This window comes from Segatella copri (assembly GCF_019249765.2).
GTDB lineage: Bacteria > Bacteroidota > Bacteroidia > Bacteroidales > Bacteroidaceae > Prevotella > Prevotella copri_K.
Window position 1 is genome coordinate 2666985 of record NZ_CP152484.1, and the last position, 16291, is coordinate 2683275.

Annotated in this window: 9 protein-coding genes; 6 read left to right on the forward strand and 3 right to left on the reverse strand. The window is 44.8% G+C overall.

What is annotated here, in order from left to right:
• Window positions 1-166: 166 nt before the first annotated feature.
• The 3 genes from KUA46_RS11480 to KUA46_RS11490 all read right to left on the reverse strand — a co-directional run bounded on the left by KUA46_RS11480 (window position 167) and on the right by KUA46_RS11490 (window position 5401).
• Window positions 167-2842, reverse strand: coding sequence for a 4-alpha-glucanotransferase (locus KUA46_RS11480; RefSeq protein ID WP_218486749.1), 2676 nt, complete (start codon window positions 2840-2842; stop codon window positions 167-169).
• A 177-nt stretch (window positions 2843-3019) separates the two neighbouring features.
• Window positions 3020-4354, reverse strand: coding sequence for an MFS transporter (locus tag KUA46_RS11485; RefSeq protein WP_022120646.1), 1335 nt, complete (start codon window positions 4352-4354; stop codon window positions 3020-3022).
• A 21-nt stretch (window positions 4355-4375) separates the two neighbouring features.
• Complete coding sequence (locus KUA46_RS11490) at window positions 4376-5401, reverse strand: LacI family DNA-binding transcriptional regulator (RefSeq protein ID WP_118151803.1); 1026 nt, start codon at window positions 5399-5401, stop codon at window positions 4376-4378.
• Window positions 5402-5746: 345 nt separating this feature from the next.
• On the opposite strand from KUA46_RS11490, the gene KUA46_RS11495 reads away from it, so the two are divergent.
• The 6 genes from KUA46_RS11495 (at window position 5747) to KUA46_RS11520 (ending at window position 15957) form a co-directional block, all read left to right on the forward strand.
• A complete protein-coding gene (locus KUA46_RS11495; RefSeq protein ID WP_218486769.1) occupies window positions 5747-8788 on the forward strand; it encodes a SusC/RagA family TonB-linked outer membrane protein in 3042 nt (1013 codons plus the stop codon).
• A gap of 20 nt (window positions 8789-8808) precedes the next feature.
• Window positions 8809-10488, forward strand: a complete 1680-nt coding sequence (susD, locus tag KUA46_RS11500; protein ID WP_217326219.1) for a starch-binding outer membrane lipoprotein SusD — start codon at window positions 8809-8811, stop codon at window positions 10486-10488.
• A gap of 37 nt (window positions 10489-10525) precedes the next feature.
• On the forward strand, window positions 10526-11713 hold the full coding sequence (locus KUA46_RS11505) for a SusF/SusE family outer membrane protein (RefSeq protein ID WP_218486748.1): 1188 nt from the start codon (window positions 10526-10528) through the stop codon (window positions 11711-11713).
• Window positions 11714-11730: 17 nt separating this feature from the next.
• Window positions 11731-13158 (forward strand): Outer membrane protein SusF domain-containing protein, encoded by a 1428-nt coding sequence (locus tag KUA46_RS11510; protein WP_218486747.1) that lies wholly within the window; start codon window positions 11731-11733, stop codon window positions 13156-13158.
• A 158-nt stretch (window positions 13159-13316) separates the two neighbouring features.
• A complete protein-coding gene (locus KUA46_RS11515) occupies window positions 13317-14858 on the forward strand; it encodes an RNA-binding domain-containing protein (protein WP_218486746.1) in 1542 nt (513 codons plus the stop codon).
• A gap of 193 nt (window positions 14859-15051) precedes the next feature.
• Complete coding sequence (locus tag KUA46_RS11520) at window positions 15052-15957, forward strand: Rpn family recombination-promoting nuclease/putative transposase (RefSeq protein WP_218486745.1); 906 nt, start codon at window positions 15052-15054, stop codon at window positions 15955-15957.
• The last annotated feature ends 334 nt before the right edge of the window (window positions 15958-16291 follow it).

The following is a 16291-nucleotide window of genomic DNA, read 5'->3' on the forward strand; positions in this document are numbered from 1 at the left end:
TGTTTATTCTTGTTTTTGAATCTTCGTTAGTTTATCTCAATCATTATCTGTTTATTCTTAAGATAGTGCAAAGATACAAAAAACAAAAATACCCTCCACGTTTTGGGAGGGTATTTTTCTGCAAATGAGTGTGCAAACGTTTGCACTGTATATATAATCATGTTAGTTAGACTCTTCCAGACTGCGAAATCATTTCGGTGATACTCTGCACGAAACGCTTGTCAGCAGCCAGATCCTCTATGTTGAGGTGCATGCGATAACGCCAGTAATGCTTAGGGTTAGCCGGGATATTGATACGCTCGGCATCGGCATCTGGTAGACGGAGAGCCTCATCGGTAGCCAACCAGTCCTGGATGCTCAATATGCAGAGCATGGATGGAGAGGTGAGATGGCGGCTGATGATGTCACTAGCCAACCAGCCTGGGAGTGGATGAGGTGCTGGTCCCTGACGGTAGAGCATCGTATTGTAATACTCCTGGGTACGCTGGACATTCTCATCCCACCACATGCGCAGAGTAGGCATATCGTGGCTCGAAATGGTACATACCGAGCGGTATGGGTTACGGCTCAGATGTCCGAACTTAACCGATGGATCCTTTGGCATGCTCTGGAGTTCCAGACTCAATATCTTCAACTCGTCCATTACCCAAGGCACACAGTCTGGCACCATACCGAGGTCTTCGGCACAAACCAGCATGCGGGTAGCCTGAACCAGTTTAGGCAACTTTTTCATCGCCTCCTGATACCAGAACTGGTTGTTGCGGCGATAGAAATAGTCGTTGTAAAGGCGGTTGAACGCAGCCTTGTCATTATCATAGAGCGACTCGTAGATAAAGTCGAGCTGGGCTGAGATACGTGGATGGAAGACGCCAGGGTTGGTATGATCGCGTACGAAGAGTACATCGCTAATCAGGGCATACAAGCCATCACGCAGCCAGAGTTCCTTCTCATCTGTTGCGTCAGCAAAGAGTGCTTCTACCTTGCGCTGGGTATCTACCTCAGGCTTCATCTGATAACGTTCGTCATCCAGACGGTCGAGATACTTCTCCTTTACCTCGCCGGCACGCTCATGGAACACACGGTCCAATACCCAATCGGTAATGAACGGACGGGTGAAACGGTCTTCCTGGAAGTGCAAACCATAGCTTTCTATCTCTTCACGGCTCATAGCAAGCGCCGGTGCAAACTGTCCGAGCAATCCATGTACGCTATGTACCGGAATCTCCCAGATACGGAAGAAGCCCAATACGTGGTCGATGCGGTAAGCATCAAAGTATCTTGCCATGTTCTTGAAACGGCGGTTCCACCACTGGCAGCCATCCTTCAGCATCTCAAACCAGTTATAGGTAGGGAATCCCCAGTTCTGACCATTGGCAGAGAAGTCATCTGGTGGAGCACCCGCCTGACCATTGAGGTTGAAGTATTTAGGTTCCGTCCATACATCGCAACCATTGCGGTTTACACCGATTGGAATATCACCCTTCAAAATAACGCCCTTAGTCTTGGCATGCTCGTGAGCCTCCTGCATCTGTCGGTCCAGTACGAACTGTACGAAATAGAAGAACGCCACGTTCTTGTAAGCAGCAGTCTTAGGGTCGGCAAGCGCCTTGCGCTCAGCCTCATCCCATACCTGATGATCTGGCCACTGGTTGAAATCAGCCGTACCATTCTTATCACGCAGGTATGAATATTGTGCGTAAGGAACCAGCCACAGTTCAGCATCCTGGAAGAAAGCCTTATATTCGGCTGTCTTCATCATCTTTCCACCTTCCTGATTGAAGATTTGGCGCAAGTAATTTATCTTGAAATCATTTACCTTTTCGTAATCTATCTTATCCAGTGCATTCAACTCAGCACGTGTCTTCTCAGCCTCAGCACGAGCCTTGGCATCCTTCAGCTCTGGGAGAGCATGGAGGTCGGCATACTGCGGATGAATAGCGAAGACGCTGATGCAGCTGTATGGATAACTGTCGGTCCATGTATGAGTGATGGTGGTATCATTGATAGGAAGGAGCTGGAGCACCTTCTGACCGGTAGAAGCCACAAAATCAATCATGGTCTTCAGGTCACCGAAGTCACCGATACCGGCACTCTTACGGGTACGCAATGAGAATACAGGCACCTGCGTTCCGGCAAGTTTGCGGTTATACAGAGCGAAGAAAGCCTGGTCGAGTTCATAAGATACCAACTCACCTGCCTTCATCTCCGGCAAATCCACGGTTCTGTTCATGCTGTTTTCCCAGAGAAGCTCGTTCTTTGCATTTCTGAAAGCCACGAACTTAAACTCCAGATGACTGCCCTCAAGATGAGTCGCATCAATATCAGCCACCCATTCATTATAGGTATGCTGAGTCATCGGAAGAATCTTCTGCACATCCCAAGCGCCCAAAGCTTTATCTGCACCCAATACACCCAGACGCTCACCATCGCGAAGCTGAGGAGCACGGACTATCAGACGCACAATCTTGCTGCCCGTTTCCGGCTTCATCACCTGTGGAACCTGATGATTGATGCAATCGGTAAAGGCACTGCTGTAGAGGAAAGCATCCTCAGGCATAGTCTTCCAATGATCGTAAAGGGTATAAGCCGCAGCCTTCTTGGCATTTACTTCGAGCTGATGCTTAATCATAAGCCATTCGGTCTTGACTGCTCTACCTTCACGTTCTACACTATAATAATAGGTATACGATTTTTCTGGTGATTCAACACACCAGTCGCATGCCCATCTTTCACCATCTGTTGTCTCGAGAGGAAGTTTCAGTTCACCTTCCTCCGTCTGAATGTTTACGACGATCTGTTCGCCGAACATTGCTTTATACTCAATATTAAACTGTACTGTCATAAGACTCTTAAAGGCTCTTGAAAATGTTATAATTTATATTTGCTGCTACAAAGGTAAGAAAAACGTATGAAAAACGTATCAGAAATTTGCATTTTTTCTCACACAAACCTTGCAAACGTTTGCACATTCCCCACTCCGTAGAAACAATCAATTAATCGTTCACTCTGTTACTTACACCTATTTCTTATACTTGATAATACTCACAGACAGCGCACCCGCAATCAGCAGGATACCTGCCACAATCATCATATCGCTCTGATGAGAACCCACCAGACTCAGGACAGTTCCACCGCAGATGGCAGCCACAATCTGAGGGATACAGATAGTTCCGTTAAACAGACCGAGATAAGCACCCATGTGACCATATCCCTGCAAAGCATTGGTAACAAAGGTGAAAGGCATCGCCAGCATGGCTGCCCAACCGGCACCAATCATCAGGAACGGAATAAACTGCAGATACTGGTCATGCAGGAATGGTATCAGGGCAAAACCCACACCACCGATAACCAGACTGACAGCGTATGCCACCTTCGTATTCTTAAACAGAGGGAGAATCACAGCCCAGATAACACTACCTACAGCCTGAACTGCAAAGAGAATGCCCACCCAGTTGCCTGCCTCCTGGAATGCTTCAGAAGCAGGATCGGTCGTATTCCATACGGTTTCAGCGATGGCTCCCGTAGAATAATTCCAGAGATAAAGGAAACCAGCCCAGCAGAAGAACTGAACCAGTCCCACCTTCCAGAAGGTAGATGGCGCCTTGCGCAGCAAAGTAATCCAACCGGCCTTGTCTTCAGAAGCCTCAGCATTAGGATTCTTCACTCTTTCCTCTTCACTCTTCGCTTCATTATACTCCGCATACTGCTGTGGATTCCACTCCTTCACCTTCATCGTGGTGTAGATAACACAGAGAATCAGGATAGCCGCACCGATATAGAACGACCAGATGACAGAATCAGGAACCACACCCTTCTCAGCATAATTTTTGATACCGAGGAAGGTAAAGAGGAATGGGAAGATATATCCGGCTACAGAACCGGCATTGCAGAGGAAACTCTGGATAGAGTAAGCCTTTGCCTTCTGTTTTTCATTTACCATATCGCCTACCAGCATCTTGAACGGCTGCATCGCCATGTTGATGCTCGTATCGAGGAACATCAGCGCTATCAGTCCGAAGAGCATCGCACCGCTCACGGTCAGTCCGAGCGAACCGGCGTTCGGGAGCAGGCACATCACCAGGACGGCAATCGTAGCACCCACAAAGAGATAAGGGATACGGCGACCGAAGCGGCACCACGTCTTATCGCTCAACGTGCCCACGATAGGCTGAACCAGAATTCCCATCAGAGGAGGGAGAATCCAGAAATAACTCAAGTTGTGTGGGTCAGCACCCAACGTTGCAAAGATTCGGGAGATATTGGCGCTTTGTAGGGCGTAGGCAATCTGTACTCCGAAAAATCCGAAGCTCAAGTTCCAGAGCTTCCAGAAACTTAAATCAGGTTTTTGTTTCATCGTTATATTGTTTTTATATTTTTATCTTGTTGTTCCTCTCACCACGAGTCGTGTTCTCACCACTCTCTTCTCCACCTCATCTCTAGGGATGGAGCCTTCCACCTGACCAATCAGAATATTGGCAGCTTCCTCGCCTACGGCTACACCTCGCTGCTCAACCGTAGTAAGCATCGGGTCGCACGCCTTGGCACGGTCACCATTGGTGAATCCGCAGATGCTGATTTCTTCAGGCACCTTGAACCCCATCCGCTTGGCGGTATAGAGAATGCCGATGGCCGTATCATCATTGATGGCGAAGAAAGCATCCGGACGATCTTCCTCTATCAGAATATCCGGCGTTATTGCTTCGGCACTGGCACGGTCATCGCAGATCTTCACCCAGTCAGGGTTCTCCGTCAAACCATGCTTTACCAGCGCATCATGATAACCGTTATATCGGTTCTTGGAGATTTCCAGATTCATCGGCGAACCGTAGAAGGCAATCTTCTTGCAGCCCGTATCAATCATGTGGGTAACGGCAGTAAAGGCACCCATATAGTCATCTACCACCACTCGCGAGCAGTTCACGCCCGTACATATTCTATCATAGAAGATGAGCGGCACCCCATTCTGCAGCAGTTTTTCGAAATGGTCATACTGCTTGGTATCCTTCGCCTGTGAAACGATGATGCCACAAACCTTGTTCTGATAGAAGTCTTCACAGATGGCCACCTCCTTATCGTAGCGCTCGTTACTCTGCGCCACCATCACACGGTAACCTCTGGCTCTAGCCTCTTCCTCTATACCCGAAAGCACCGACATGAAGTAATAGTGTACCACCTGAGGCACAATAACTCCAATCACCTTCATCGGCTTCACCTTATTATGTCTTAAAGCTTCACCTAGGAAATTAGGAAAGAAGTTATGTTCACGCGCGTATTTCTGAATACGCTCCTTTTGGGCAGTACTGATACGAGAACTGTCCTTCAATGCCCGGCTCACTGTGGCAACACTTACGCCCAGATCGCGAGCAATATCTTTCATTGTTATTGTTTCTTTATCGCCCATTGCTATTAGTTGTGCTGCAAAATTACGAAATATCCTCAATATTGGTCAGAATTCATTGACATAAATCAAGTAAATTCTGTGCAAACGTTTGCACAAAATAAATAACGGAATTAACATAAAAATAGTACAACATAAGAGAAAAGAACTTAATTTTGCACACAGAAACGACAAGTTTATGGGCAAGCGCCCCATTCCTACCTTATATAATATAAGTAAGATGCCAGAAAGACTAAACAAGAGCCAGAACGACATTTTGAGTAGGAACGACAACAACTTAAGCCAAGAAGAAAAGAAGAAAAAGTAGATAAATAAATATAATTCATTAACTTAAAAATCAAGCAAATGATGAAGCAGGTAAAAATTAAATTGCCTCTCAGAGCGTTGACCCTAGCAAGCGGTCTGCTTCTGACGGTGAGTTCCTTTGCGCAGAGTAATGCAATTAAGGGACATGTGAAGGATGCTTCTGGTGAGCCTATCATGGGTGCTACCATTACAGTTAACGGTAAGGCAGTGGGCATTACCGACATGGATGGTAACTTCTCAGTTGATGCAGCGCCAGGTGCCAATCTTACTTTCACCTATCTTGGAATGACACCAAAAACAATCAAAGCAACATCTAACATGATGATTACCTTGGTTGACGACCAGAAGTCTTTGAACGAGGTCGTTGTCATTGGTTATGGTCGCGCTAAGAAGAACGACTTGACTGGTTCTGTTACAGCTATCAAGCCAGATGAGATGTCAAAGGGTATCACAAGCAGTGCCTCAGATATGTTGGTAGGTAAGATTGCCGGTGTAGATGTACAGACTGGTGGCGGTCAGCCTGGTTCTGGCGCACAGATTCGTATCCGTGGTGGTGCCTCTCTGAATGCTTCTAATGACCCTCTCTATGTCATCGATGGTTTGGCTATTGATAATAACAATCTGAAGGGTACAAGTAACGTCTTGGCGATGATTAACCCTAACGATATCGAAAGCTTCACTGTATTGAAGGACGCTTCGGCAACAGCTATTTATGGTTCTCGTGCTTCTAATGGTGTCATCATCATCACCACCAAGAAGGGACGTGCTGGTCAGAGACCTACCGTTACCTACAATGGTGATGTTACCTTGTCAACCATCCAGAAGAAATATGAGGTGATGAATGCTGGCGAGTACAAGCAGGCTCTTACCAATTTAGGCATTGATACAAGTGCTTTGGGTACAGCCGACACAGACTGGCAGGACGAGATCTTCCGCACTGCCATCTCTACCAACCACAACATCAGCATACAGGGTGGCTTGAAGAATATGCCTTACCGTGTTGGCTTAGGTTTCGAAGACAACAACGGTATCGTTAAGACCAGCTGGATGAAGCGTTTCAACACTTCTGTCAATTTGGCTCCTTCCTTCCTCGACAAGCACTTGAACATCAACTTCACAGCGAAGTATATGTTCGAAAAGGACCGCTATGCCAATTTTGGTGATGCCATCGGTAATGCACTGACCATGGATCCTACACAGCCTGTTCGTGTAAACGATGAGATGTACAATACTGTAGGTGGATATTTCCAGTATCTGGACAACAAAGGCGACAAGATTACAGATCCTAACTGGACAAAGATAGCCAAGAGTCAGGTTCCTCAGAACCCTGTAGCTCTCCTCAACAACCAAAAGATGATAGCCAATACTAATGACATATCTTCAAACTTAGAGGTAGATTATAAGATTCATGGCTTCGAAGACTTGCATTTGCACGCTGCCATCGGTGCACAGTACACTGATGCCAAGCAGCATAATGATATTAACAAGTATTCATCATCCAACAACTATTTTGGTTGGTATGGTACTGACCATCAATACAAATACAGCATCGAAGGAAAAGCTTTTGCTGAATATGCCCACAAGTTTGGTGTGCACGACATCGACATCATGGCAGGTGCTGAGCAGAGCCACTATCACAGAACAACCTATAACTTCGGAAGCGGTATCGATGAGTATTTGAGAGATACCAATCCAGAGTTAAAAGATGGAGAATGGAACTACGTGAATAACCCACAATATATGGCAAACACCATATATAAGAGTCACAACTCTTTGGTATCCTACTTCGGACGTTTCAACTATAACTTGCTGGATCGCTATTTGCTTACAGCAACCTTCCGTGCCGATGGTTCTTCTCGCTTCAGAGAGGGCAAGAAGTGGGGTTATTTCCCTGCAGCAGCCTTTGCCTGGAAGATCAACAACGAGTCTTTCTTGAAGAATGTAAAATGGATTGATGAGTTGAAGCTCCGCTTGGGTTGGGGTATGACAGGTCAGCAGAATGGTATTGACGACTTCTACTATACTCCTAAATATACCATCAGCGACACTTATGCACAGTATCCATTTGGTGACAAGTATTATCAGACCATGCGCCCAACAAGATACAACACTGAGCTGACATGGGAAAAGACCACAACCTATAATGGCGGTCTTGACTTCACCGCTCTCAATGGTCGCTTCGGCTTCAATATCGATGGTTACTATCGTAAGACTACCGACCTTTTGGCAACAGTTTCCATTGCCGGTGGTACCAACTTTGGTGACAATCTCTTGAAGAACATCGGTGCTGTAGAAAACTATGGTGTGGAATTGGCATTCAATGTGAAGCCTATCGTCACTAAGGACTTCTTGTGGGATGTAACCTACAACGTAGGATGGAACCACAATGAAATCACAGAGTTAGAGGCTGGTTTGCAAGACTGGGTTTGGACAGGTAGCAAGGTATCTCGTGGTAACAACACATTGGTACAGGTGAACAAAGTTGGCGAACCTCTCAATTCGTTCTATGTTTACCAGCAGGTTTACGACGAGAACGGCAAGCCTATTGAGGGACTGTATGTTGACCGTGATGGTAACGGCAAGATTGATAATGACGACCGTTATTGCTACAAGAGCCCAGCTCCTGATGTCATCATGGGTTTCACCACCAAGTTCATCTATAAGAACTGGGACTTCAGTGCTGCCTTCCATGCATCTATCGGCAACTATGTGTACTACGATTTCTTGAACTCAAAAGCTGAGTTGATGAAAATCAACGATACCAATCTCTTCAGAAACACAACTGCAGAGGCCGTCAATCTTGGCTTTAAGGGTACAACAGATCTCACCACCAATACCAGTGACTACTTTGTACGCAATGCTTCTTACCTGAAGTGCAGCAACATGACTTTGGGATATAGCTTCCCAGCATTGATCAAGGCAGGTGCAGAGAAGATTTGCAGCGGACGCATCTTCTTCACCGTACAGAACCCATTCATCATTACCAAGTACAAGGGTATCGACCCAGAGGTAAGCAGTGGTATCGACAGTAATCCTTACCCACGTCCAATAAGCTTCCAGCTTGGTTTGAATCTTAACTTCTAAAAATAAAAAAGGAGACAATTATGAAAAAAATATTTATAACGACTGCAATGGCGAGTGTTTTGTGCATGGGCTTTGTCTCTTGCGCAGACGAACTGAATATCAAGTCCATTGACCCACAGTCTACCCCAACATATACAGTAGAGGGTCTCTTGGCCAAGCAGTATGCTACTCTTGGTCTTACTGGACAGAAAGGTCCTGCTGGTTCAGCAGACTTGAGTTGCGATGAGGGTGAGAGCGGATTCATCCGTACCATTTTCAACCTGCAAGAGTTGATGACTGACGAGACAGCATGGGCATATCAGGCCGATAATGCCATCGCTCCTATCACCAATTTAAGTTGGAATAGCGGTAATGACCGTGTAAACTGGGCATACCAGCGTCTCATTTTCGACATCACCTTGTATAACCAATTTATTGCTGAGCAGACTGGCAAGTTAAGTGATGATCAGATTGCAGAAGTTCGCTTCCTCCGTGCACTGAACTACTATTATTTCCTTGACCTGTATCGTAGGGCTCCATTCAAGCTCACTTTCGACGATAGTCTCCCTACCGAGAAAAAGGGAAAGGATCTCTACGACTGGTTGGATAATGAGTTGACCACCATTGAGCCTCTGATGGCTGAGGTGGGCGCTTATGATAACAGTGAGAATTTCGGACGTGCCGACCGTGGCGCAGCATACGCACTTCATGCCCGCTTGGCTCTTAACTCTGAAGTTTATACCGATGGTAAGGTGAAGGACTACCAGAAGGCTATCGATTATTGCGACAAGATTATCAACAGCGGTAAATACGATCTTTGTCGTACAGAAAAGAATGGCTATAGCGGTTATCAGCAGTTGTTTATGGGTGACAATGACTGCAACCCAGAGGCTATGAAGGAAATCATCTTCCCTATCCGTCAGGATGGTTTGAAGGCCCGTGCGTATGCAGGTACCACTTACCTCGTATCGGCATCCACTATCGCTGGTATGCCTTATGCAAGCACAGGTGACCCATGGAAATGTATGTTTGCCCGCGAAGACTTGGTTAAGAAGTTCATCCCTGACGGGAAAATTCCTATGGCTACTGTTGATGATGTCTTGAAAAATCCTACAAAAGAAGAGGTGATTGCAAAAGATAGCGAGAAGGGTATCGGCACTGCTGACGTGATCGCAAAGGCTGGAGACGATCGTGCCCTGTTATATATGGGTGTAGGTGGCTGCGAAGAAGGCAAAGTTCGTACAATCAATCCTGGTGAGGCTATCACAGGTCCTCTGAATGGTGCGTCTTTTGTAAAGTGGAGCAATCTCCATGCAGATGGTTCCACACAGCACGATCAGAACTATTCAGATACAGACTTCCCTATGTTCCGTTTGGCAGAAATCTATCTGACCCGTGCAGAGGCTAAGTACCGCCTCAATGGTAGCCAGGACGGTTTGGAAGACATCAAGAAGGTTCAGAATCGTGCCAATCGTACTGATTTGGCAGCAACTGTAAATGATCAGACTCTTATCGACGAATGGTGCCGTGAGTTCTACATGGAAGGTCGTCGCCGTTCAGACTTGGTTCGCTTTGGCTTGTTCACTGGTTCTAAGTATCTCTGGAGTTTCAAGGGTGGTGCAGAAAATGGCGCAGGTATTCCTGCATACTATGACGTCTATCCTATTCCAGACAATGAGATCAAAAACAATCCTAACATGAATCAGAACCCAAAATATTAATTGTTTGGAAACCAGATTTAATTAAATGAAATCAATTATGAAAAAGATATTCAAATTCATGTTGCTGCCAGCATTGGTACTCCCTTTGCTCTTTACATCCTGTGATGAAGACAGAGACAGCAACCCTACATTGGACCTGAGTCATCTTGCAGAGGGATTTGTATTGAACACTCCTGCTCTTGCAGAAAACAATACCTACGACTTCTACAATGCAAAAAACTTGGTACTGACATGCTCTCAGCCAAATTATGGTGGAGTACCTTACCCTGTGAAGTATTATGCACAGGTTTCTATCGACCCTGCATTCGTCAGCGATCCTACAGTCACTCATAAAGAGTTGGCGACATACGCAGAGAATCCAAGCAGTTTGGATTTTAATGCATACGAAGCTAACAAAGCTGTTGTATCTCTCTTCCGGGCTGCCAATCCTGAAGCAAATATTCCAGAGAAGATGTCTGTTTATATCCGCCTTCGTGCAGTCATTGGCGGTACTTTGAATCAAACCTTGGGCGAGACCTATTCAAATGTCATCACCTTGCCTTCTGTGAAGGCTACTATTCCTGACGCTAAGTTCACAGAAAACCTCTTCTTGACTGGAAGTTCTATCCAGAAGCCATGGGAGAGTTGGAAAACTATTCCTCAGGTATATGACATGGATGGCAATTACTATGGTATCATCTACGTGCCAGCTGGTGGCGAATTCAATTGGGGTACTGAGATCAATGACAAACTCGGCATCAACCAAATCAAGGAAATCAACGATGTAGCTGGTGCAGGTATCACTGCAGGTAACGACCAAAACCTCAAGGTAGCCAACGCAGGTTGGTACACTCTCCACTTCAAGGGTAAGATTTCCAAAGACAAGAAGAACATCAACTGGACACTGAATGTTTACAAAACTCAGGTTTGCCTGATTGGTGCTTGTATTGGTCAAACCGATTGGGGCTTTGCTAACGAAAATGCTCTGACACCTCCAGACGATCCAAGTGGTGATTGGGTTTCTCCTGCATTCGCTGCCGGCAGCGAACTTCGTGTTGCTGTCAAGGTCGGTGACATCGACTGGTATCGCACAGAGTTCTCTATTTACAAGGGCAACGTGTTCTGGCGTAAACATAATATTATAGACAGCTGGGCAAAGAACGTGGGTTCAGATTACTCTGTAACTACCACCCCTGGCAAGAAGTTGTATGTCAACTTTGATACAAATAAAGCTGAAGTTAAATAATTTAAGATGAAAGCAAAATGAAAAAGAAATTTTTATATAGCTTAGCAGTCTTGGCAAGTATTATACTTGCCAGCTGCAACGGCAACTACGATGATTGGGCTCAACCACAGCACAATCCAGAGGAAGAAGCTATCACGATTCCTGGCTTTACTGCAACACCAGTAGTTCAGTCCATCGACTGTTCCAATGTGACAACAGATAGTGTCAGCATCTTCACATTGAGCGAAGCAGCTCTTCCTGAAGGTTTTACACTTGATAATGCTCGCTTAGAGATTATTCCTCAAGGAGAAGATAATGCAATCAAGAAAACCGTTAATGCAAGCATTGAGGGTAAGGCCGCTGTTGCAGATCTTTCAGAAGTAATAGTATCTTTTTATGGCAGGCGTCCTATAGCTCACTCTTTTGTTGCCCATGTTTATTTAAATGCGGTCAAAAATGGTGATGCTGTTCTTATTGATGCTGGTAAATTTAACCTTGAGATGACTCCAAAGTCTCCATTCATTGATTCTGGCTACTACCTCGTAGGCGATATGTTTAATGTCGAAGCCGTTGGTGATGCCGCAGCCGTTGACGGTTGGAATACTGTAAGTGCTAAACAGGCATTCATGCACAGCGACAAAGATGTATATGACGATCCTATTTTCACTATCACTTTCGAAACAAAAAAGGCTGACCAGTATTGGAAGATTATTCCTAAGAAGAACATTGATTCTGATAACTTCTGGGCTGATGGCGTAGTAGGACCTAAGCAAAACGGAAGCGACAGCATGGAAGGATCGTTGACAAACGTTGGTCCTGGTGCAGGTATGATTAAAGAGCCTGGCAAGTACAAGCTCACTCTCAACATGATGGACTATTCTTATACCATTGAGGCAGCCCCAGAGCTATACATGAAGGGCGATGCTAACGGCTGGGATGGATATGACTATCTCGCAGGTGATGGTGTACACTTCACAGGTTTCATGTACCTCAATCAGAACGGATTTAAGTTCACTACAGCGCCAGACTGGAGTGGTACTGGCTATGGCGCAAACTTCGATACAGCTCCAAATGCAGCCTACATCGTAATAACAGAACCTGCAGGTTACTACAAGGTAGATGTAGACTTGTCTGCTAAGACATATACATTGACTTCTATCACTTCTATCGGTATTATTGGTGACGCAGCCCCTAAAGGTTGGGATTCTGACGTGGACTTGACTTATGTTCCTTACAACAAGGAAACTAATGAAGGTCGCTATTGGGAAATCAAAGACATCAAGTTGAAAACTGGTGTAATCAAGTTCCGCGCTAACGATGGTTGGGACATCAATTGGGGTGGAGAGTTAGATAACCTCACTTCAAAAGGTAATCCTGCAAACATCGCTGTAGAAGAAGGCACTTACGACATCAAGCTTTATGCTTGGGCTGATGGCTATGCTAAGTGTGTAATGACAAAGAAGTAAGCATTTGCTTCATCAAACAAATTTAAATATCAATAGGCGGCTCTCAATTCCGGGAGCCGCCTATTTTTTTCTTTCTCCATCCAATAACTTTTCCACCTAAACATTTGGAAGTTACAAGGAAAAGTTGTATCTTTGCCACCAACTAACAAAAACAAGGCATGACAGAAACAGAAATTAAGCAAATGCTTGCCCAAGGCGAACGACTTACCCTGGAATGCAAAAAAGCAAAGACGGAGCTCCCTAAATCTGTTTGGGAATCATATTCCGCTTTTGCCAACACTATTGGTGGCTATATATTATTGGGTATTGACGAAAATAGAAAAGAAACGGATGTTGACAAACGTTTCACTATCATCGGAGTTGACAATATCCCTAAGATTATCTTTGATTTATGGAACACCATCAATAGCAACAAAGTAAATAGAAACATTTTGCTAGACTCAGATGTAGAGGTAACTACAATAGACAAGAAATCTATTGTATGTATCCACGTGCCACAAGCAGATTGGCGAATGAAGCCTGTCTTCTTAAATGAAAATCCTTACAAAGGTTCCTTCAAGCGCAATCATGAAGGTGATTACCATTGCACAGAAATGGAAGTAAGAGCCATGATTCGTGATGCTAACGAAGATGGCAATGACGGAGGATTACTAGATGGTTTTACTCTGGATGACATTGATGCAAATACGCTCCATGGTTACCGTAATCAATTCAAAATACTAAATGCCGACCATGATTGGAACGATAAGGACGATAAAGAATTTTTGCGACTTTTAGGTGGATATACTAAGAATAGACAAACAGGAAAAGAAGGACTGACGGTAGCAGGGCTAATGATGTTTGGAACAGGGTTAGCCATAAGGGAGCGATTTGGAAATTTTCGTATGGACTATCTCGACATGAGCCATCTAGAAGGCGAGGAAAGGTATAGAGACAGACTAACTTACGATGGGCGTTGGGAGAACAACTTGTATCAATTCTTTAGAATTGTTATGCCTAAGTTGACATTCGACTTACCTCACCCTTTTCATATGGTAGGTTATCAGCGTGTAGATGACACACCACAAATGAAAGCTGTAAGAGAAGGATTTACCAACTCGATTATTCACTCTGACCTATTCTTGGATAGTGGTATCTTAAGGATAGAAAAGCATGATGACTGCCTATGCTTACGGAATCCAGGAAATTTGAAACTTCCGATAGAAAACATCTATGAAGGTGGGGTTTCAAAAGCACGCAACCCAAGAATACAGAATATGCTCCGTATGATAGGATATGGTGAGAATATAGGTTCTGGATTTCCAAAAATTATCTCTGCTTGGCAAAAGGCAGGTTGGGGTAAGCCTGAATTAATAGATAAATACGAGTTACAAGAGGTAGAACTACGATTACCTATTCCTAATGAAACTGGTGGTCAAACTGATGGTCAAACTGGTGGTCAAACTGGTGGTCAAACTGGTGGTCAAACTGGTGGTCAAACTGGTGGTCAAATTGGTGGTCAAACTGGATCACCAAAAACAATTGAAAAGGTTTTTGAATTAATAAAAGACAATCCGTATATAACAAGACAAGAGCTCGTGGACAAACTAGCTATCAAGGCAAGTGCAATACAAAAACATATAGAAAAGCTAAAGGCTCAAAAAAGAATAGAGCGTGTTGGTTCTTCTACATTTGGAGGCCATTGGGAAATCAAAGAATAAATAATCCTTCGTTTCATCATCGAAACAACAATATTCAATGGGCGGCTCTCAATTCCGGGAGTCGCCTATTTTTTTCTTTCTCCCCATCCTTTTCAAGTATTTTTTCCCTAAAACCTTGGAAGTTACGAGGAAAAGTCGTATCTTTGCCAACGAATAGCAATATTGCGTCCACGACCTTATAAAGCGTAAGCAGATGGCAAGATTTATAGACCCACGTGTTGACTGGGCTTTCAAGAGGATATTTGGAAGCGAAGACACGAAAGAATGTCTGATTACATTCCTCAACGGACTGTTTGAAGACGAGTTGGTAATCAAGGACGTGACGTTTGCCAAGACCGAAAAACTTGGCTTGCGCCCCGATGACCGCGGTGTGGTCTTCGATGTCTATTGCATCACAAACGAAGGCAAGCATGTCATCGTAGAGATGCAGAAGAAAGAGCAGGAATACTTTGCCGACAGGGCATTGTATTACACGGCACGTGCCATTGTGCAGCAAGGCATCCGTGGAATCTGGGACTACCACTTGGCTCCAGTCTATACGGTATGTTTCATGGACTTTGTATCGCAAAGTCCAATGCTAAAGGAGTTTCGCACCGACCTGGTGCTTACAGATTTGCAAACACGCCAGCGAGTGTCCGACAGGATGCGTATTGTGTACCTCCAGTTGCCATTGTTCGACAAGCACACGGAGGCAGAGTGTATGGATATATTTGATTGTTGGATTTATATAGTAAAGAATATGAACATGTTTGAACAGATGCCATTCAGCGAGAAGTATCCAGTCTTCCGCAAGTTGGCAGAAATAGGCGACCTCCGCAAGCTCTCCCGAGAGGAACTTGAGCTGTATGACGAGGACATCAAGAATATGCGTGATATATATGCCACCAGAAAGTTTGATGAAAAGAAAGGTATGGAAATAGGTATGGCGAAAGGTATGGAAAAAGGTATGGCGAAAGGTATGGCGAAAGGTATGGCGAAAGGTATGGAAAAAGAAAAGCTAGCCACAGCTCGCCGCCTTCTGTCAATGGGCCTTTCTGATGAGCAAGTATCAACAGCCACCGAACTTCCACTGGAGGAAATCCAGAAAATGAAGGAATAAGAAGAGATTACTAGGCGGTTCTCGAACATATCGGGAGCCGCCTATTTTCTTCTCAAAAAATCTTTTCCACCCTAAATCCTTGCGAGTTTCAGGATAAAGTCGTATCTTTGCATAAGAAAAGCTGCACTCGGCAAATTGAAAGCAAGCTTTCTTTGCGCTCGTTTGCATTTTCTTTGCCACCAAATAGCTTAAAAAAAAATTTTCGTTTATGTAAAACTTGGGTTAAAGATAATGAATCTGTGTGAATCTGTGAAATCTGTGGGAGTTTTTTTATGCCCTGGGCTAGCAGCTTTAGCCTTTACCTTTCCGCAGAAATGCTGTGTGAAGTATTTTT

Bases quoted from the DNA above. Each gene is read 5' to 3' on its own strand.
- KUA46_RS11515 (WP_218486746.1), top strand. From the start codon at position 13,317: ATGACAGAAACAGAAATTAAGCAAATGCTTGCCCAAGGCGAACGACTT.
- KUA46_RS11485 (WP_022120646.1), bottom strand. From the start codon at position 4,354: ATGAAACAAAAACCTGATTTAAGTTTCTGGAAGCTCTGGAACTTGAGC.
- KUA46_RS11480 (WP_218486749.1), bottom strand. From the start codon at position 2,842: ATGACAGTACAGTTTAATATTGAGTATAAAGCAATGTTCGGCGAACAG.
- KUA46_RS11510 (WP_218486747.1), top strand. From the start codon at position 11,731: ATGAAAAAGAAATTTTTATATAGCTTAGCAGTCTTGGCAAGTATTATA.
- KUA46_RS11505 (WP_218486748.1), top strand. From the start codon at position 10,526: ATGAAAAAGATATTCAAATTCATGTTGCTGCCAGCATTGGTACTCCCT.
- KUA46_RS11490 (WP_118151803.1), bottom strand. From the start codon at position 5,401: ATGGGCGATAAAGAAACAATAACAATGAAAGATATTGCTCGCGATCTG.
- susD (WP_217326219.1), top strand. From the start codon at position 8,809: ATGAAAAAAATATTTATAACGACTGCAATGGCGAGTGTTTTGTGCATG.
- KUA46_RS11495 (WP_218486769.1), top strand. From the start codon at position 5,747: ATGAAGCAGGTAAAAATTAAATTGCCTCTCAGAGCGTTGACCCTAGCA.
- KUA46_RS11520 (WP_218486745.1), top strand. From the start codon at position 15,052: ATGGCAAGATTTATAGACCCACGTGTTGACTGGGCTTTCAAGAGGATA.